The organism is Clostridium sp. Ade.TY, from assembly GCF_000498355.1.
Classification (GTDB): Bacteria; Bacillota; Clostridia; order Clostridiales; family Clostridiaceae; genus Clostridium.
This window is the reverse complement of record NZ_AVSV01000016.1, coordinates 121,392-141,745: the sequence shown is the minus strand read 5'-3', so window position 1 is coordinate 141,745 and position 20,354 is coordinate 121,392. Positions and strand designations below refer to the sequence as shown.

19 protein-coding genes, 1 pseudogene and 1 other annotated feature are annotated in these 20,354 nt (G+C 29.4%); of the genes and pseudogenes, 7 read left to right on the top strand and 13 right to left on the bottom strand.

The window, feature by feature from the left end:
• The first annotated feature begins 17 nt into the window (after window positions 1-17).
• Window positions 18-1,244, top strand: coding sequence for a NupC/NupG family nucleoside CNT transporter (locus O212_RS0105700; protein ID WP_024614178.1), 1,227 nt, complete (start codon window positions 18-20; stop codon window positions 1,242-1,244).
• A 35-nt stretch (window positions 1,245-1,279) separates the two neighbouring features.
• Here O212_RS0105700 and O212_RS0105695 read toward each other — a convergent pair whose 3' ends face one another.
• Together O212_RS0105695 and O212_RS0105690 are read right to left on the bottom strand one after the other, a co-directional pair.
• A complete protein-coding gene (locus O212_RS0105695) occupies window positions 1,280-2,164 on the bottom strand; it encodes a potassium channel family protein (RefSeq protein WP_024614177.1) in 885 nt (294 codons plus the stop codon).
• A gap of 60 nt (window positions 2,165-2,224) precedes the next feature.
• Entirely contained in the window at window positions 2,225-3,304 is a 1,080-nt protein-coding gene (locus O212_RS0105690; protein ID WP_024614176.1) for a Xaa-Pro peptidase family protein, read from the bottom strand.
• A gap of 154 nt (window positions 3,305-3,458) precedes the next feature.
• Between O212_RS0105690 and O212_RS0105685 the strand changes: the two genes are divergently transcribed.
• A complete protein-coding gene (locus tag O212_RS0105685; protein WP_024614175.1) occupies window positions 3,459-4,157 on the top strand; it encodes a metallophosphoesterase family protein in 699 nt (232 codons plus the stop codon).
• Window positions 4,158-4,199: 42 nt separating this feature from the next.
• On the opposite strand, the gene O212_RS16180 is transcribed toward O212_RS0105685, so the two are convergent.
• Window positions 4,200-4,613, bottom strand: coding sequence for a cytochrome b5 domain-containing protein (locus O212_RS16180; RefSeq protein ID WP_024614174.1), 414 nt, complete (start codon window positions 4,611-4,613; stop codon window positions 4,200-4,202).
• Window positions 4,614-4,714: 101 nt separating this feature from the next.
• Window positions 4,715-4,968 (top strand) — a binding site (T-box leader).
• A 65-nt stretch (window positions 4,969-5,033) separates the two neighbouring features.
• On the opposite strand from O212_RS16180, the gene asnS reads away from it, so the two are divergent.
• Window positions 5,034-6,428, top strand: a complete 1,395-nt coding sequence (gene asnS, locus O212_RS0105675) for an asparagine--tRNA ligase (RefSeq protein ID WP_024614173.1) — start codon at window positions 5,034-5,036, stop codon at window positions 6,426-6,428.
• Window positions 6,429-6,616: 188 nt separating this feature from the next.
• Here the strand turns inward: asnS and O212_RS0105670 are convergent, their stop codons facing one another.
• The 6 genes from O212_RS0105670 to nrdD form a co-directional block, all read right to left on the bottom strand.
• A complete protein-coding gene (locus tag O212_RS0105670) occupies window positions 6,617-7,738 on the bottom strand; it encodes a glycerate kinase (protein WP_024614172.1) in 1,122 nt (373 codons plus the stop codon).
• A 25-nt stretch (window positions 7,739-7,763) separates the two neighbouring features.
• Window positions 7,764-9,020, bottom strand: coding sequence for an SLC13 family permease (locus tag O212_RS0105665; RefSeq protein ID WP_024614171.1), 1,257 nt, complete (start codon window positions 9,018-9,020; stop codon window positions 7,764-7,766).
• A gap of 113 nt (window positions 9,021-9,133) precedes the next feature.
• Window positions 9,134-10,192, bottom strand: coding sequence for a sugar diacid recognition domain-containing protein (locus O212_RS0105660; RefSeq protein WP_024614170.1), 1,059 nt, complete (start codon window positions 10,190-10,192; stop codon window positions 9,134-9,136).
• Window positions 10,193-10,280: 88 nt separating this feature from the next.
• On the bottom strand, window positions 10,281-11,753 hold the full coding sequence (locus tag O212_RS0105655; protein WP_024614169.1) for a leucyl aminopeptidase: 1,473 nt from the start codon (window positions 11,751-11,753) through the stop codon (window positions 10,281-10,283).
• 22 nt (window positions 11,754-11,775) lie between these two features.
• Window positions 11,776-12,294 (bottom strand): anaerobic ribonucleoside-triphosphate reductase activating protein, encoded by a 519-nt coding sequence (gene nrdG / locus O212_RS0105650; RefSeq protein WP_024614168.1) that lies wholly within the window; start codon window positions 12,292-12,294, stop codon window positions 11,776-11,778.
• Between the two features lie 172 nt (window positions 12,295-12,466).
• Entirely contained in the window at window positions 12,467-14,584 is a 2,118-nt protein-coding gene (nrdD, locus tag O212_RS0105645) for an anaerobic ribonucleoside-triphosphate reductase (protein WP_024614167.1), read from the bottom strand.
• A 269-nt stretch (window positions 14,585-14,853) separates the two neighbouring features.
• Between nrdD and O212_RS0105640 the strand changes: the two genes are divergently transcribed.
• From O212_RS0105640 to O212_RS0105625, 4 genes are all read left to right on the top strand, one after another.
• A complete protein-coding gene (locus O212_RS0105640; protein WP_024614166.1) occupies window positions 14,854-15,891 on the top strand; it encodes a DUF3048 domain-containing protein in 1,038 nt (345 codons plus the stop codon).
• A 134-nt stretch (window positions 15,892-16,025) separates the two neighbouring features.
• A complete protein-coding gene (locus tag O212_RS0105635) occupies window positions 16,026-16,871 on the top strand; it encodes a DegV family protein (protein ID WP_024614165.1) in 846 nt (281 codons plus the stop codon).
• A 2-nt stretch (window positions 16,872-16,873) separates the two neighbouring features.
• Window positions 16,874-17,326 carry a PadR family transcriptional regulator gene (locus O212_RS0105630; RefSeq protein WP_024614164.1) on the top strand — a complete coding sequence of 151 codons (453 nt, stop codon included), beginning with the start codon at window positions 16,874-16,876 and terminating at the stop codon, window positions 17,324-17,326.
• 80 nt (window positions 17,327-17,406) lie between these two features.
• A complete protein-coding gene (locus O212_RS0105625; RefSeq protein WP_024614163.1) occupies window positions 17,407-17,610 on the top strand; it encodes a hypothetical protein in 204 nt (67 codons plus the stop codon).
• A gap of 41 nt (window positions 17,611-17,651) precedes the next feature.
• Here O212_RS0105625 and O212_RS0105620 read toward each other — a convergent pair whose 3' ends face one another.
• The 4 genes and pseudogenes from O212_RS0105620 to O212_RS0105605 all read right to left on the bottom strand — a co-directional run bounded on the left by O212_RS0105620 (window position 17,652) and on the right by O212_RS0105605 (window position 20,309).
• A complete protein-coding gene (locus O212_RS0105620) occupies window positions 17,652-17,840 on the bottom strand; it encodes a ferredoxin (RefSeq protein ID WP_024614162.1) in 189 nt (62 codons plus the stop codon).
• Window positions 17,841-17,874: 34 nt separating this feature from the next.
• A pseudogene (locus tag O212_RS0105615) lies at window positions 17,875-18,627 on the bottom strand (Mrp/NBP35 family ATP-binding protein); the annotation flags it as partial.
• 65 nt (window positions 18,628-18,692) lie between these two features.
• Window positions 18,693-19,553 carry a hypothetical protein gene (locus tag O212_RS0105610; RefSeq protein ID WP_024614160.1) on the bottom strand — a complete coding sequence of 287 codons (861 nt, stop codon included), beginning with the start codon at window positions 19,551-19,553 and terminating at the stop codon, window positions 18,693-18,695.
• On the bottom strand, window positions 19,554-20,309 hold the full coding sequence (locus O212_RS0105605; RefSeq protein WP_024614159.1) for a prolipoprotein diacylglyceryl transferase: 756 nt from the start codon (window positions 20,307-20,309) through the stop codon (window positions 19,554-19,556).
• Between the last annotated feature and the right edge of the window lie 45 nt (window positions 20,310-20,354).

The following is a 20,354-nucleotide window of genomic DNA, read 5'->3' as shown; positions in this document are numbered from 1 at the left end:
ACAAAGGAGAAAGAACATTGAGTAGATTTATTGGATTAATCGGAATCATAGCAATTTTGGGAATAGCATTTATATTCTCAGACAACAAAAAGAAGATTAACTGGCGTTTAGTTGGTATCGGTTTAGGTCTTCAAGTTGTATTTGCCTTAATTATCTTAAAGGTACCAGCTGGTAGAGCTTTCTTTGACTTTTGTAGTAAAGCAATAACAAAACTTCTTGACTTTACACTTGAAGGATCAAAGTTCTTATTTGGTAACCTAATGGACCAAAAAACTTTTGGAATGATATTTGCATTACAAGTTCTTCCAACAATTATTTTCTTCTCAGCTTTAATGGGAATACTTTATTATTTAGGAATTATGCAATTTATAGTTAAAATTATTGCTAAAGGACTTTGTAAATTACTTGGAACATCAGGTGCTGAAACATTAAGTGCAGTTGGTAATATATTCTTAGGCCAAACTGAAGCTCCTCTTTTAGTAAAACCTTTTATAAAAGATATGACTAAATCTGAGCTTATGGCTATAATGGTCGGTGGTATGGCAACCGTTGCCGGTGGAGTTATGGCTGGATACGTTGCTATGGGAATTAATGCTGGTGACTTACTAGCTGGTAGTATAATGGCTGCTCCTGCAGGTCTTATATTAGCTAAAATTCTTGTTCCAGAAACAGAAGAGCCAAAAACAAAAAATACAACAGATATTAAAGTAGAACAAACAGCATCAAACGTTGTTGAAGCTGCTGCAAACGGAGCTAGTGAAGGTTTAGGTCTTGCACTTAACGTTGCTGCTATGCTTCTTGCATTCGTTGCACTTATCGCTTTACTTAACTACATACTTGGAGCAGTTGGTGGATTATTTGGATTCCCAACACTTAGCTTCCAATGGATATTAGGTAAAATTTTCTCACCATTAACATTTGTAATGGGTATACCTACTGTAGACTTAGGAACTGCTGGTAGCTTACTTGGTCAAAAAGTTATGATCAACGAATTCGTTGCTTACTCAGAAATGTCTAAGTATGTAGCTGCTGGAACTTTACAACCAAAAACAGTTCTTATTTTAACTTATGCACTATGCGGATTTGCTAATATTAGTTCAGTTGCAATCCAAATTGGTGGTATCGGTGCTTTAGCTCCAGAAAGAAAAGGCTTAATTGCAAAACTTGGATTTAAAGCATTATTAGGTGGAGCTCTTGCAACTTGCTTAACAGGAACAATAGCTGGAGTTTTATTCTCAGTTTAATACAAAAAAGAGTACCTTTTAAAGGTACTCTTTTTTTATTTTACATTATTATCAGAACTTGAAAGAACACTGCTTAAAAATACAGTTAAACAAATAACACTTGTTATTGATATTATTATAGAAATTATTTTACTTGCTATTGTTAGAGGAATTATATCTCCATATCCAACAGTAGTAAATGTTATTATTGTATAATAAAATAAATCAAAACTACTTGGATTATTAGAAAATGATCCAGGTACTGCACTATTTATTAAATTTACTGCTAAAAAAAGATTAAGTATTATCATTATTAAAAGAAGAATAGATGCTATAACTATTCTATTTCTTTTTTTACCTTGAATATTAGCTTTTTTCTTATTTAAAACTTCTTTAGGATTTCTTATAAGCTTTATTAGCACTTTCATATTTAAATAATAAGATAAAGAAAGTCCAATAAGCCCTATTATATACGTATTCTCAAATTGAATTGGAAACATTATTAATGTAAAAAAATAAGTACTTATTATAAAGTATGCTATCAAAAGTTCTGTTTTTAAATTCCTATTTTCTAATTTCGTTATAAATAATTGAATATTGGTTAATACAAGCAATACATATCCTATTGCTAGATGTACTGATAATACAATAACTATTATAAGCATAAATATTATAAAAGTTTTACTATTAAGATTATCATCTATACTTCTTATAGTTGCTCCAATAGCACCTATTATAGTCATTATTTCTGCTAATATAAAAAATGTTCCTTGTAACCATCTAGTTATCTTTGATTTTTCTTTAAATAAGTCAACATACGTATAGTTTATTTCTTTAAATATTTCTATTATTGAATCAACTACCCTTTTATTATTTTCTTTATTTATGAACAATGAAATTATTGCTATTATTGTACATAAAATCATTAAAACTCTTCCCATAAATCACCTTAACTTAAAGAAGGGCAAAATTTGCCCTCTTTATTATCTTAACCTATAATATTATTTTATTACTGTTAATTCTTTAGTTACTTTATTTAATCTTTCATGACCATCTTCAGTAACTAATACTAAGTCCTCTATTCTAACTCCAATATCTCCACTTAAATAAATTCCTGGTTCTACTGAAAATATCATTCCAGGCTTTACTTCATTATCATTTACAGCACTTACATCACCAAAATCATGACAATCTATCCCAATGCAATGTCCTGTTCTATGTGTGAAATATTCTCCATATCCCATTTCTTCAATATAGCTTCTTGCTGCATTATCTATATCTTTAAATTTAACTCCTGGTTTTATCATAGCAATAGCTCTTTCATTAGCTTCTTTTACTATGTTATATATTTTTTTATGTTCTTCTGAAGGTTCTTCTTTAAAGAATACTGTTCTTGTCATATCTGAACAATAATCCTTATATACTCCTCCCATATCAATAACTATGCTATGTCCAGCTTTTATAGCTGAATCATCTGTTTCATGATGTGGATCTGCTCCATTTGGTGATACTGCTATAATTGGAGAGAATGAAAATTTATTCATTCCATTTTTAGCATATAATTCTTTTAATATTTCTGTACATTCAGCTTCAGTTTTTCCTTCTTCTAAATGATTCCATAACTCTTTCATAGTTTCATCATTTCTTCTTGAAGCTTCTTTCATTAGTTCTATTTCTTCTGCATCTTTTACCATTCTTAAATTATCAATTATTGGTGATGCATTTTCATAATTTTTAGCTGCATTCATCTTCATAAGACTTAATAAGAAATGTGATGGCCAAGCTTTATCTATTCCTAAAACTTCTTCTTTATCAACATATTTTGCTAATATTTCTATTGGATTTTCTATATCATCATACCAAACTATATCAACGCCTAAATCTTCTTCCACAGGAAATAATCTATTATTTACTAATTTATGTTCTCCATTAGTTTTAATAAGTAAAGCTACCATTCTATTTCCTGGATGAAACCATTTTCCTGTTAAATAAAAAAGTGATGATGGTGATGAAACTACCATCTGTGTTAAATTATTTTTTTTCATTTCTTCTATAACGTTATTTATTCTGTTCTCTTTCATTCTTATCCCTCCGTATTATGTATTTATATTAATATTATAATATACTAATGTGAATAAAATTCAAATAACTACAAATTCTTTAAGCATTATTTAATATTTATATTCATACCTAAGTGATATAATATTATTAATAAATTTTTAGGAGGCTAGCTTTATGAAAATAGCAGTTATTTCGGATATACATGGCAATATTTATGCACTAATGAGAGCTTTAGAAGATATAGAAGATAATAAAGTTGATACTATAATTTGCTTAGGCGATTTAGTTGGATATGGCCCTCACCCAAATGAAGTTGTATCAATGATAAAAAGAAGAAATATTATTTGTTTAAAAGGTAATTATGATGCATCTGTTGTAGATGGAAGTTATACATATATAAGAGAAAATTCTATTAATTCATTCTCTCTTCCATGGGCTATGGACGAGCTTAGAGTAGCAAATAAATTTTATTTAAATTCTCTACCAAATTCATTAACTTTACAATTTGAAGATAAAAAAATATTATTTGTTCATGGTAGTCCAAATGCAATAAATGAATATATGCTTGAAGATGCTGATAATACAGCTTCAATAATGGAAAATATAAAAGAAGATGCTTTAGTATGCGCTCATACTCACATACCTTCAATAAAAAAATTTGGAAACAAACTTTTTATAAATGACGGAAGTATAGGAAAACCTAAGATAGGTAGACCAAATCCAACTTATTGCATTATAGACGTTGAAAAAGATAAGCCTATAAAAGCAGAAATTAAAGAAGTTACTTATGAAGTTAAAAGAATTATAAAAGATATGACTATGCTTAAGTTTCCTGAATCTTTAATAAGATCTTTTGAAACTGGAATAGAATAATATATCCCCATAATTAATCTTAGTTAATTATGGGGTATGTTTTTATTGTTTTAAAACTCCAACAACTCTAAGATTATTTAATAGATTTTTATTTCCCTTATGGCATTCATTAAAACTATTTGTTGCATCAATTCCTGCCTTAACTCCAAAGTGATTATTTTTATCAAATCCGGTAACTCCAGTAACATCATACACTGTTCCATCTATAGCTATATAAGCTAAATTACTACCACTTCCATTATATTTTGATAATTCATCTAAAGTAAATTCTGTTTGTCTTTTTATACTATTGTCACTTAATCTTTTTTCTTCTTCTAACAGTATAGATAAATCTTCTATTACTACCTTTATATTTTTTATAATTTGTTTTCTATCTTCATCATTTCTATAAAATAGCATATCCTTTAATTCATTAAGATCACTATTCTTTTTATTTATAATCCTTTCTAGTAACATATATATCCCCCGTTTAATATTGATAAATATATAATAATATATGATAAGTCTGTTGCATTTGTTAGAAAAGTATTGTAAAATCAATTTAATATATTTTTTTTATAAAAACTATGAAGAGAAGAGTAGACTTAGGACGTAGTTCTAGCGAGTAAGGGATGGTGAGAGCCTTATACGAAGCCTATGATTGAAGAACATCTCAGAGTTTCTAACCGAAAGCAATTTAAATTGTTAGTAGACTTAGACGGAAATCTAGACCGTTAACTTCTAGAAGGGCATAAATATGTGCCTATATTCAAGGCGGCTATATTTTATAGCAATTTGGGTGGTACCGCGATAGTATCCTTTCGTCCCATTATTTTTGGGGATGGAAGGTTTTTTTATTTTATAAATTAATATTTCAAGTTATAGGAGGTAATATAAATGGATAAAAATGTTTTAGTTAAATCACTTTATAGAAACACATCAGAATATTTAAATAAAGATGTAACTATATCAGGTTGGATAAGAACTTTAAGAGCTTCAAATGCTTTTGGATTTATTGAAATTAATGATGGTTCTTTCTTTAGCAATATCCAAGTAGTATTTGATAACAAATTAGAGAACTTTAAAGAGGTTTCAAAACTTCCAATAAGCTCATCATTAAAAGTAATTGGTACTTTAGTTGAAACTCCAAATGCTAAACAACCATTTGAGATTCAAGCTAAAGAAATAGTAATTGAAGGTATGTCAGATTCAGACTATCCACTTCAAAAGAAAAGACATACTTTTGAATACTTAAGAACAATTGCTCACTTAAGACCAAGAAGTAACGCTTTCTCAGCTGTATTTAGAGTAAGATCAGTTGCTGCTTATGCAATACATAAGTTCTTCCAAGAAAAAAACTTTGTTTACACAAATACTCCTATCCTTACTGGAAGCGACTGTGAAGGTGCTGGAGAAATGTTTAGAGTTACTACTCTTGACTTAAATGAAACTCCAAAAACAGAAGATGGTGCTATTGATTATAGCCAAGACTTCTTTGGAAAAGAAACTAATCTTACAGTTTCAGGACAATTAAATGCAGAAACATTTGCTTTAGCATTTAGAAATGTTTATACATTTGGTCCAACATTTAGAGCTGAAAATTCAAATACAGCAAGACATGCTGCTGAGTTCTGGATGGTTGAACCTGAAATATCATTTGCTGACTTAGAAGATGATATGAAACTTGCAGAAGAAATGTTAACTTATGTAATTAAATACGTAATGAAAGAATGTCCTGAAGAAATTGAATTCTTCAATAAATTCATTGATAAAGGATTAGTTGAAAGATTAAACCACGTTGCAAATTCAGATTTTGCTAGAGTTACTTACACTGAAGCTGTAGAAATACTTAAAAACTGTGGTAAAAAATTCGATTATCCTGTTGAATGGGGAATTGACCTTCAAACAGAACATGAAAGATATTTAACAGAAGAACATTTCAAGAGACCTACATTTGTAACTGATTATCCAAAAGATATTAAAGCATTCTATATGAGAATGAACGATGACAATAAAACAGTTGCAGCTATGGACCTTCTAGTTCCTGGAATAGGAGAAATAATTGGAGGTAGCCAAAGAGAAGAAAGACTTGATGTATTAAAAAACAGAATGTCTGAACTTAACTTAGCTGAAGAAGATTACTGGTGGTACTTAGAGCTTAGAAAGTACGGAGAAACTAAGCATGCTGGATTTGGTCTTGGATTTGAAAGATTAATAATGTACATTACTGGTATGTCAAATATCAGAGACGTTATTCCATTCCCAAGAACAACTGGTCAATCAGATTTCTAATAAAAAATAAATTATAAAATAATTTACGCAATAAGCAATAAAAATTTAGGGGCTAAAAAGATATAAGCCAGCATTTTAATTAAATGCTGGCTTTTTTATTATAATAAATTGTATAAACAAGTATATATTTAAACTATATAGTATTAAACAAATTTTAAAACTTAGTTAACTTAACAAAATTCCTTATTTTATAAAAGTCTTACAACATTTTCCGTAGTTCTCTCCAAATTTTTCTTACCATCTTTTAAAGCCTCATTTAAACTTATAACTCCTGGTGTAATTCCAAATATAGAAGTTACTCCTATAGAATAAAGATTTTCTGCTCCATCTAATATTCTTCCTCCAAAAGCTATAGTTTTAATACCCTTTCTTTTAGCAACAGTTGCCACTCCCATTGGTGTCTTTCCACATATAGTTTGTGAATCTATGCTACCTTCACCTGTAAATAAGAAATCTGCATTTTCTAATTTTTCTTCTAAGGCTGTATGTTTTATTACTAATTCAATCCCACGTTTAAGTTTACCATCTAAAAATGCTAATAAAGCTGCACCAAGTCCACCTGCCGCTCCTGCACCTGATATATCTTTTACATCCTTACCCAAATATTCTTTTATCTTTTTTGCATAATGTTCCAAATTACTATTAAGCTTTAACACCATTTCTTCTGTTGCACCTTTTTGAGGTCCAAAAACATGAGAAGCTCCATTAGGTCCGCATAAAGGATTAGTAACATCACAAGCAACTTCTATTTCTACATCTTTTAATCTTTTATCTAATCCACTTATATCTATCTTTTCAAGCCTATTTAATTCTCCTCCGCCAAATGGAAGCTCATTCCCATTTACATCTAAAAATTTTCCACCTAAGGCTTGAACCATTCCAATACCACCATCATTTGTAGCACTTCCACCAATTCCAATTACAATTCTTTCTACTCCTAAATCTAATGCATGTTTTATTATTTCACCAGTTCCATAAGTAGTAGTAATCATTGGATTTCTCTTTTCTCTATCTACAAGTGCAATTCCACTTGCTTCTGCCATTTCAATAATAGCTGTTTTTGAATTACCTAACATCCCAAACTTAGCTTCTGTATCATTACCCAATGGATCTTTTACAATAATATTTAGAATAGAACCATTTGTTGCTTCAACTAATGCCTCAACTGTTCCTTCTCCTCCATCTGCCATAGGTACTTTAATACATTCTGCATCTTTTATTACTTTTTTTATTCCTCTTTCCATTGCATCGCATGCTTCCTTTGAGCTCATACTCTCTTTAAATGAATCTGGTGCTAATACAAATTTCATCTTACGGTTCCTCCTCTTCTTCTTTCTATAGTATAAATCCAAATATTATAGTTGATACAATAGTCATTGAAATACCTACTAATGACTCATATGGTATAAGTCTAAGTCTTTCTTTCATATCCATTGATACACTTCCGCCTGTCGCATGAAAGAAACTTCCATGTGGAAGATGATCTAGCACTGTCGCGCCAACATGTATCATTGCTGCAGTAGCTAAAGGTGTTACTCCAAGCCCTACAATTGTTGGTCCAAAAACAGATGTTGCAACTGCTGTTCCTGATGTAGTTGAAGCTGTTGCAGCTGACATTAAAATACCTGATATAGGAGCTAACGCAAAACTTGGAAGTCCAAGCATATTAACGCCTTCTATGATTAAATCTTTAAGTCCAGAATTAGATATTATTCCGGCTAAAGTTCCTGTTCCAATTAATAAAATAGCTACTCCAGACATTTTAGCTAAGCCAAAAGTTGCATATCTATTTAAATATTTTGTTTTACCCATAGCCATTATTCCACATATTCCTCCAATAGGTAATGCTATTAATGGATCTATAGCTATACCAGCAATAGGTCTTAACATCAATAAAAATATTGCAACTACAGGACCTAATATTGAAGCAAAAAAGCTTGGCATATTTTCTACTTCTTTAATTTTTTCTTCCTCTGATACAAAACTTCCTTTTTTCTTTAATCTTTTTGCTATTATGCAAGTGACTATAATTCCAAATATAGCTGGAACTATACCTGCAATCATAACAGATGTTAATGGTACACCAAGATTATCTGCTGCTGAAATAGTATTTGGATTTGGAGACATTATGTTTCCAGCCTTTCCGCCTCCAACCATAGCTATTAATATAGCAGTTTTACTTAAATTTGATCTTTGTGCTATAGCAAGTGCTATAGGTGCCACAGTTATTACTGATACATCAACAAATACTCCAACCATTGTAAGTATTGTTGTTGCAATAGTTAATGCAATAAGTGCTCTTGACTCACCTATCTTTTCAACTATAGTTTCCGCTATCTTAGCTGCAGCTCCTGACTCAATTAAAACACCTGCAAGAACTCCTGCTGTTATTATTCTAAGAATTGCCGGAATCATTCCCTTAGCACCTTCCATCATAAGTGATACAGTACCTGTAATTCCTGCTCCTCCAATCACTCCTCCAACGATAGCGCCTACAATTAATCCATAAGCTGGGTGTACTTTTTTTATTATCAATACTATAGCAACAACTAATGCAACTATAGCTCCTAATGCTGTAACTGTAATATTCACATTTATTTCTCCCCTCATATTTCTTATTAAATTAATTGTAATACTTATCAGTAAACATTTTCATCATTTATATAACTAAATTTAATAGTTTATTTTTATTCATATGCACAATTTTATAATTCAAGTTTATATCCTATATAGCTTGATAAATACTGAAATAAATCTGTATACTCTTCAAATTTCAAAGAAGTCAGCTCTTCTATTTTCTTCAATCTATAGCTTAATGTATTTCTATGAATATGTAATTTTTCTGCTGTTTTGTTTCTCTCGCCATTCATATCAAAGTACGTAATAAAAGTTTCAAAAAGTTCTTTATCTTCATTAGTAATTTTATTTATAATTTCCTTATTTTCTTCCTGAAAGAAAAACTCTTCCATATAATAAAAAAGTTTAATCTTTTTATAAAAACTCAATACTTCTTTTTCATATAATTTTTCACCTATATTTAATGCTTCTATTCCTTCTAAAAAGGATTGTTGAATTATTTTATGATTAGTTCCAATCCCTATTCTAACAAAATAGTTCTTTAGAGCGTTTTTCAACCTTATTAATTTATCATTAAACTTTTTATCATCAAGCATTATAACTGCAATCCTATTATTAGATGTACTTATAAATTTCTCTTCCATATCCAAAAAATTATTTAAAATTGATATTACTTTATTTTCAAATTTTTTATCATAACTTAATATTATTACTATTCTTCTTTTAGTAATGTCTATACCTAACATTTTACCTCTTTGAATAAAATCATTATCATATTCTTTATTTGAATATAAAAGTTCATAAATATATTCTTCTTCTAATTTTTTCTTTATTAAATATTCATTTAGAGTATACTCTTGATTTATAAGAAGTTCAGCTGTAACAGATACAAGTTTTGAAAATTGTCTAACCTCAGCAGGATTGCCAGTTATTCCAATTACTCCAATCACATTTCCTCTAAAAAATATTGGAGTATTAACTCCCGGCTTAACTTTTCCCTTTTCTTTATCTATTTCTATTACATATTTCTTTTTTAAAGTCTCCAGTGCTCCTTCATGAATATTTCCTATTCTACTCTTATCTCCACTCCCAATTATAATCCCTTTATCATTCATTATATTTACGTTATATGGTATTACATCCATCATTTTATTGGATATATTTTGCGCTAGTTCTTTACTAATCATAATATTATTATCCCCCTCCATTTAATATAAATAAACCAGCACAACCAAAGTTATGCTGGCTTTAATATTTTATAAATAATTATAATTTTTAATTATTTTCTCTTCCCTTTGCAAGTTCATATATTGAATTTACAGGAACTCCTGTACCACCTTTTGATTTATAAGGTTTTGGTGAATCTGTCCATGCTGTTCCTGCTATGTCTAAATGTAAAAATGGAATTCCATCTTCAACAAATTCCTCAACAAATAATCCAGCTGTTATTGTTCCAGCATTTCTGCCACCAATATTCTTTAAATCAGCAACATCTGATTTTATAAGTTTTTTATATTCATCAAATGTTGGTAATTCCCATACCTTTTCTCCAGTATATTCAGTTACTGCTTTGTATTCTTTAAACAAATCATCATCATTAGTTATAGCAGCTGTTGTAGTTTCTCCTAATGCAACAAGTGCAGCACCAGTAAGAGTTGCCATTTCTATAACTTCATTAACCTTTTCTTTTTCAGTTATATAAGTAACTGCATCAGCTAATGTTAATCTACCTTCTGCATCTGTATTTAAAACTTCTATAGTCTTTCCTGACATACTTCCTATAATATCTCCAGGTCTATATGCACATCCTGATATCATATTTTCACAAGCTGCAACTACTCCTATAACGTTCATTCTAAGATTTCTTTTTGCAATAACTGACATAGCACCTATTACAGCAGCTGCTCCACCCATATCTGATTTCATTGTATCCATACTTCCAGTTGGTTTTAATGAATATCCACCAGTATCAAAAGTTAATCCCTTACCAACAAGACCTAAAACATCTTTTTTGTTATGTTTATCTCCAAAATATCTCATAACAATAAGCTTTGGCTCTCTAGCTGAACCTTTTGCAACTGACATAAATGCTTCCATTCCAAACTCTTCGATCTTTTCTCTATCAAAAACTTCAACTTCAAAACCAAATTTATTTCCTAATATAATAGCTTCATCACCTAATATTTCTGGATACATTTCATTTGCTGGCTCATTTACTAATGCCCTTGCTATCTTAACACCTTCTGCTATATCCATTCCTTCTTCAACAAATTCGTTAGCCTCATTCACTAATGCTTCTTCAACATCAATAATTGATACTGAAATATTTCTATTTTCTTTATCCTTTTTATATTTATTAAATTCATAGTCTGAAAGTACTAAAGAAATAGTAAGAGCTTTTGCCATTTCTAAAGTATCAAGCTTATTTGTATTAATCATATTAACAGCTATGAACTCATTTTTAAATTCTTTAATTTTATTATAAGCTTTTGATATATTTTCTTTAATACCTTCTAAACTTACTTCTTCTTCATCTCCAAGACCAATTAAAACTATATCTTCTAAATTTTCACCATTTTCATTTGTTAGTGTATAAACTTCTCCACTTTTTCCTTTAAATTTACCTTTACTATTTAGTTTAGATACAAGTTCTTTTAGTTTACTATCCTTAATATCTAACTTCTCCTCAAATAAAGGAATTATTCTTCCATCAAAATTCTCTTTAACGTTACTTACAGTTACGTTCATATAAGACCCCTCCTCATTTTTATTATTTCATATATTCTTCTAATAAAATGACCTTACCTTGAGCCAAACTTTTAGGAACATCTATTATTCTTTGATTGCTTGATCCTCTAAATCTAATACCATCTTCTCTTTTAGTTTCATCAAATCTTCCATCTACTAAAACATCTATATTACTTATAAAATCTTTAAATTTAGTATTATTTTTCATATTTTCTACTATGTATTCAAAAGTATATCCAGTAAAAGACCAAACATTTAATCCATTTTCTTTAAACTTTTTTGCCATATATGCAAATTTGTCAGCTTGTTCTAAAGGATCTCCTCCACTAAAAGTTACACCTTTAATCATAGGGTTTTCCAAAACATCTTCTATAAGTTCATCCATGTTTCTTTCTTCCCCACCATTAAAATCATGAGTATCTGGATTAAAACATCCTTTACAATTATGTCTGCAACCTTGTGAAAAAAATACTCTTCTTATTCCAGGTCCATTTACTAAACTTTCATAAGCTATTCCTGCAAGCCTTATATTTTTGCTCATAAGTTCACTCCTCTTATTTATTAATTATAACATCTTGATAACTACTATCAATATAATCAAAAATATTTATTACTTAATTAATTTTATTAATATCTTTATAATACTTTCTTGTATATTATTTACTAAAAAGGCTACTACAATTATTATTGCAGTAGCCTCAATTAATTTTTAATTAGCACTCTTGATAATGATTAACTCCTGTTCCTGTATGAGTAACTCTATCTTGTCTTTCATGATACTTCCCTGGTCCAAATCTTTCATCTAAACTTAAGTATCCTGTTACTCTTGAAACCCCTTGTATATCTGTACTTCCACAATTAGTACAATTTTGTTCATGATTGTGTAAGTATGTTCCACAATCTTTACAATATCTTATATGGAAGTTAATTCCTAAATAACTTATATTAGTTTTCTTGTAAGCATAATCTAATATAGACATTATAGCTTCACCTGATGGACAATCATCAACTTCTAAGTAACTTATATGTCCACCATTACATAGTTTATGATAAGGTGCTTCTATATCAATCTTATTCTTTAATGAAGTTGCATATCCAACTGGTACATGGAAACTATTTGTGTAATATTCTTTATCTGTTACACCTTCAATAATTCCAAATGCTTTTTGGTCTTGCTTAATAAACTTCCCTGATAATCCTTCAGCTGGTGTTGCATAAGCACTCCAGTTAAGTTTTGTTTCCTCTGATGTTCTATCACAGAATGCTCTTAAGTGCTCAACAATTTTAATACCAAGTTCTCTAGCATTTTCATCTTCACCATGATGCTTTCCTACTAATGCAGTTAAAGTTTCTGCAAGTCCTATAAATCCAATTCCCCAAGTTCCTTGCTTTAATATTGGCTCAATTGAATCATCTGGTAATAAACCTTCTGATCCTTTCATTAGATTTTGACCTGCTACAAAAGGTAAATCTTTAACTTTTAAATGCTTTAAAACATCATATCTATGAAGTAATGATTCTTTTGCTAAATTTAATCTTTCATCAAATATTTTGAAGAATTTATCTATATTTCCTTGTGCTTGTATTCCTATTCTAGGTAAGTTTATAGTTGTAGGAGCTATATTACCTCTACCTTTAACTCCTGGCTCACCATTTACATTACTCATAAGGTATGTTCTACATCCCATAGTAGCTGGAGTAATTCCCATGTCATAATACTTCTTATTAAAGTCTGCATCTATATTCATAAATGTAGGATTCATTCTCTTAGCTGCTACTCTACAAGCTAATTCATATAAATAGAAGTATGGATCATTTGGCTCTCTATTTACTCCTTCTTTAACTCTAAAAATTATATTAGGGAATATTGGTTGCTCACCTTTTCCTAATCCTTTTTCATATTCTAATAAGAATATTTCACAAACTAACGCCGCATCTCTTGATTCTGGTATTCCTATATTTATTGAACTAAATGGAACCTGTGAACCAGCTCTTGAATGCATTGTATTTAAGTTATAAACTACACCTTGCATTGCTTGATGTATTCTATCTTTTAATTTTTTCTCTGCTAGTTCCTCTATTTTTTCCTTTGGAAGACCAAGCTCTTCAAACTCAGCCACTATCTCATCTCTAGTTGGTTTAACAAATATAGACATATCATTATCAAAATCAGGATGTGATTGGCCACCAAACATATCATTTTGAGTTGATTGTAATAATATACATGATAATTCTGCTGCTGTTTCTATTCTTCTTGGTGCATTTATAGTTCCGTACCCTGTATTAAATCCATTTTCTAATATTTCTCTAGTTGGAATGTGCAGGCAGTTAGTAGTTAAATTATAACTATCTAAATCATGATAATATAAATCTCCAATTTCATGAGCTTTTGATAAATATTTTGGCATTGTTGCTAAGTTATGCCATTTATTTGATTCTGATGCTATTCTTAATAACTTTGAACTAAAATTATTTCCCACATTAGCATTATCCCTGTCTGTTTCAACACCTATTTTACTTATCGCTCTCATAAGGTCTGATTTTATTTCTCTAACCTTAGTTCTTTCTCTTCTGTAATTTTGATATGCGATAACAACATTATCTAGGTTAGAATCCTTTAAAGCTTTTTCAACAAGATTTTGAACTTGTTCTACAGATATTCTGCTTTTTCCGGATACTTCTATATAACCAATAACTTTTTGAACGATATCTAACGTCTTACTCGTTTTTAGGTTCACACCTATATCTTCCGCTGCTTTCTTTATAGCGTTAGCTATTTTATCTGCGTTGAATTCAACTTCTCTACCGTCCCTTTTTACAACATATAGCATCTAAACGACCCCCATAACACAATATATAGTACCGATTTTTGTACTGTCTTATTATACTTCAAAAGATATTTTAGTGCAATTAGCTTTTATTTTAAATTTATTTGATATTTTATCTTTGCTTATTCTTTGCTTATTTTAAGTCTAATTATCTCTCTTTTTTATTTTATTTTTTTATTTTTTATTGACAAAATTTTTTTTAAATTAAAGTAATCATTTTCTATAAAACATTATATATATTAAGTATCATTAAATAAAAAAAGGAGAGAAATATGAGAAAATTTTTATTAATTTCATTATTTACAATTTTTACATTAACTTCTTTAATATCTTGTAAAATTGAAAATCAAGAAAATTCATCAAGTAGCGAAAATGAAATTTCAGATGAATCAACAAATACATCTTCAAATAACATAGAACAATCTCAAAAATTTTATTATCCATTTACAGGTATAGAATCATCTGAAGATCCAAATAGCAAAACTCCATATATGGCTGTTGTTGAAAACTCTAAAGCTTCAAGACCTCAAAGTGGTCTTTCATTTGCAGACATTGTTTATGAAACTTCAGCAGAAGGTGGAATTCCTAGATTTATAGCTTTATATCATAGTAAAACTTCTGAAAAAATAGGTCCTATAAGAAGTATACGACCTTATTTTTTGACATTATCAAAAGAATATTCATTGCCTATAGCTCATTGTGGTGGCTCTAAAGAAGCTTTAGCAAAAGTTGAAAGTGATGAGTCATTAATGAGTCTAAATGAAATGAAAAACGGAAAATACTATTTTAGAGATGCATCTAGAAAAGCTCCTCACAACCTTTATACTACAAGCGAAAAAATATTAAATGCAATAAAAGATAAACAATATGATTTATCTATAAAATCATACTTAAAATTTGATTCCACTTATTTTGAAAAAGATAACCTTAAAACAAGTTCTAATATAACTATTAAACCAAATAATATTTATGAAACTAAGTATGTTTTTGAAAATGGAACTTATACTAAATATATGGATGGAAAAATTGCAATTGATTCTATAACTAATAAGCCACTAACCTTTACTAATATAATAGTTCAGAAAACTGATATAACACTTCAAACAGATAACTCTCACTTAGATATAGATTTAATCAGTGATGGTGAAGGTTACCTATTCTCTAATGGTAAAGTTTCTGAAATATTATGGTCAAAAGATTCAGAAACAAGTTCAACTATACTTTTTGATACAGAAGGTAATGAAATTAGTCTATCTCCTGGGAATACAATATGGAATATAATAGATTCAGATTCTTCTGTTTCATATTGACTATTTTATAAAAGAAATTATTCTTAAAATAATTTCTTTTATATTGCTAAACTATATCAGTAATGATATAGTTTATATTATCAGTAGTGATAAAGTTTACTTACTTTTAATCATTTTTAGTAGGAGGAATTTATATGCAAAAAATCGCAATTTTAACTGATAGTGGATCAGATTTAACTAAAGAACAATTAAAGGAAAATAACATAGAATTTGCACCATTTAGAATAATATATTCAACTGGCGAATTTGAAGATAAAATAGATATAAATCCAGAAGAAGTTTACGCTTCATTAAGTAAAGAAATACCTTCAACTTCTCTTCCAAGTCCATCTAGAATAGAAAATATTCTTAATAATTTAGAAGAAGAAGGATATACTCACGTAATTGCTGTTACAATTTCAAGTGGACTTTCAGGAACAGGAAATGCAATAAGACTAGCTCTTGAAGATCATCCTAAATTAATTTCTTATGTTTATGACACTAAAATACTTAGTATGGCTGAAGGAGCATTAGTATTAAATGCTGCTGAATTAGTTAAAGAAGGTAAAACATTTGAAGAAATAATAGAAGAACTTCCAAAGCTTCGTAAAAAAACTCATGGTTTCTTTACTATAAATACACTAGAATACTTAAAAAAAGGTGGTAGAATAGGTAAAGTTGCAGGTACTATAGGAGAAATTTTAAACTTAAAACCTATAATATCAGTTGATGACGAAGGTATTTATTACACATTTGCTAAAGTTCGTGGTAGAAAACAATCAATGAATAGATTAGTAAAAATAGCGAAAGAATATCTTGAAAAAGGTAAATGTAAAATTTGGGTTCTACGTGGTGGTACATCTGATGAAGAATTCAATACTTTATATGAGGCTATATCAAAACTTGATAATATAGAATCAATAGCACCAGCTACAATAGGTCCTGCTCTTGGTGTGCATACTGGCCCTGGTTTACTAGGAGTTGTCGTTCAAGAGGTATAAACATGGATAATTTTAATTTTTCTGATTCAAAGGATATAAGAGCTGAGGAAAAGAAACTATACGAAGAATATAAAAGAAAGATGGCAGAACTTAAAAAAGTAAAAAAAGAAAAAGATGCTGTAGGTCAAGTTTTCACAAAAGGTTTATTGCCTATTTATGTTCTTCACATACTTAACTCTTCACCAGCTACAGGTAGCTATATATCACATACAATTGGAGATCGTACACGAGGAAAATGGGTACCAAGCACCGGCGGAATATATCCACTCCTAAAAGCATTAGAGAAGGACGGTCTTGTTGTTTGGGAATGGGATGATCCTAAAAAGAAATTCAGAAAAATATATTCTTTAACGAGTAATGGTAAGAGAGAGTACTTAAAAAAGAAATCTCTACTTAAACCTAAAATTGAAGAAGCATTGGATGTATTTAAAATAATATATAATGACATTTACTAAGGATACTATTAATTTAGTATCCTTTTTGTATATATATCTATAAAATCGCTAACACTAACAATAAAAAGGAGGTATGTGTTATGCGAGGTCAAATATTAGATATAAATAATTTAGAAGCTTTTATAGAATTAGAAAATGGTTCACTTATTTCACGTCCTTTATGTGAAATAGCTGGAGCCTCTATTGGTGATCATGTATCTGTATCTGTTGATAATATATCCTCACCAAGCAATCATAATTTCTCTAAATATATAGTAAATCCTTTAATGCATGATTTCTTTTAATAAAAATAGCAAGCTTACACAAAATAAGCTTGCTATTTTTATTATTCTACGCTGATTGCATTAACAGGACAATTTTCGGCTGCTTCTTTAGCGCTTTCTTCATGCTCCTCTGGAACATCAGGTGAAATAGCTTGAGCCTTTCCATCATCATCCATTTCAAATACTTCTGGACATATTGATGGACATAATCCACATCCAATACAAGTATCCTTATCAACATTTGCGTTCATATTAAATTACTCCTCTCATTATAGAGAGTATGTATTAATATAAGCCTTCAAATATTAATGAATATAGAGCATTATCTAATACATACTCCTCAGCTCTTCCTTCTTCTAAAGCTTCTGTAAGCTCTAAGTTTATTGGAAGTTCCCCTAAAAGTGGTAATCCAAGGTATTCTGCATGCTCTTCTGCTGACTTCTTACTAAATACTCTTAGTTTTTTGTCACAGCTATCACAAGTTATATAAGCCATATTTTCGATTACTCCCTTAACTGGTGTACCTACTTTCTCAGCCATCTTTACAACCTTCTTAACTATCATTGATACCATATCTTGTGGAGTTGAAACTATTATTAGTTCTTTAACATTAAAGTCATTCATAACTGTAAGAGCTATATCTCCTGTTCCAGGTGGCATATCAATTAGAAGGTAATCTAATTCTTCCCACTCTGTATCAAAGTACATTTGATTTAAAACTCCAGTTATAACAGGACCTCTCCATATAACAGGGTCATCTTCAACTTCAGTTAAAAGGTTCATTGACATAACCTTTATTCCACTCTTAGTTGTTGCTGGGATGAACTTTATGTTTTGTTCATCTAATGATATTATTTGCGCTCTTTCATTATTTATACCAAAAAATCTTGGCATTGATGGACCTGTTATATCTGCATCAAGTACTCCAACCTTATAACCTTTTTTTCTAAGCATAGTAGCTGTTATTCCAGTTACAGTTGATTTACCAACTCCACCTTTACCGCTTATTATTCCTATAACATTTTTTATTTTTCCATATTTAGGTTTTTTGCCAAATGGATTCATTGTAGCTTTTTGAGAATTACTCATATAAAACTCCTCCTTTATTTAGATGTTTGACTCCAATTATCAGGTTTTTTACCATCTTCTCCAACAGTAATTTCCCATTTCTTAAATTCATAGTGTCCAACAACATAGTATTTTTGATAAGTTTTATCAACTTTATTATCAACAGTTATTAATGTTCTAAATACGTCTGTACTATACCCCATATTTTGAACAGTTACAACTACATTAAAGTCATTTTGATTGCTATTATTTATAATTTCAGCTCCAGGTATTATTTTTTGTAAATCTTTTTGGAAATTTTGTAAATCTACTGAGAATATATATTTTACACAATCTAAATCACCATTTATATTTATTCCAACTTTATGCTTACCATCACCTAAAGTACCTTTATTCATTTCCATTACCTTCATTATTGTACCATAATATATAGAATTAAAATCTCTAGGTCTTCTTATAAATGATAAGTTATTTATTATTGTTTGGTCTAAATCTTTTGGAACTTTATATGCATTAGTTGAATCGTAGAAATTTCCCTTTCCACTTTCATTAACACCTACTACATAATAATATTTCTTTACTTGATCTCCTGTATGAATCTCAAATATGTAATCTGGATCTAATGAGCTTTTTTCTGGTTCTGGATTACCTGCTGATAATGTCTTGTATATTTCTTCTATAGCTTTTGGATCTGTAACTTCAAATCTAAAGCCAGTATCACGATTATTTTCTATAACTATTTCATCAACTTTATTAGTCTTCATATAGTTAAAATCATTGTTTCTGAATCCAAGCTTAACTAACACATCATTTACTGGTGCACATCCAACCATAGTTGTTCCTATGGCAACCATAATGCAAAGCATCACTAATTTTGCTACTCTTCGTATCTTCACCTATTTTCTCTCCTTTTTTAATTTATCTAAGTTATAAATTACAATCCCTAATATAAGAGTAAATATAGCTATAAATTGTGAAGTTGAAAACATAAGTATACTTCCTCTTGGATCATTTCTAAAAAATTCTATTAAGAATCTTCCAATGCTGTAAATTATAATATACATAGCAAGTATTCTTCCCTTAGCTCTTTCTTTTCTGCTATACCATATTAAAAATCCAGCTAGCATAAAATCAAATATAGAACTAAATATTTGTGTTGGTATTAAAGGAATTCCACTTGGAGCTAAAGAACCTTGTGGAAACACCACACCAATTGGAAGACATGTTTCTCTTCCATAACAACATCCAGCTAAAAAACATCCTATTCTACCAAAACCTTGTGCTAAAGCAACAAAAGGCACAACAAAATCTAATAATTGTACAGAATCGAATTTATTTTTCTTACAATATAAATATAGCCCAAGTGCTCCAAAAATTATAGCTCCATAAATTACAAATCCGTTACCAAAATTAAGTAAAATTGACGGATTATTTATTATGTCTCTAAATTCAGTTATTATAAATAATAACTTTCCTCCTAATATTCCAGATATAACTGTTACGATTATTAAATTTAATAACTTATCTTCATCATACCCATACCTTTTAGCTTTTCTTATAAAGAAAGTTGCCGCTAATATTACACCTATAGCAATCATAAATCCATAGCTATAAACTTTAAAATTAAAAATTTCAAAAAGTACTTGTCTCATAAACCCTCCTAAACACCCTGTATAAATAATTAGGAGAAGCATATG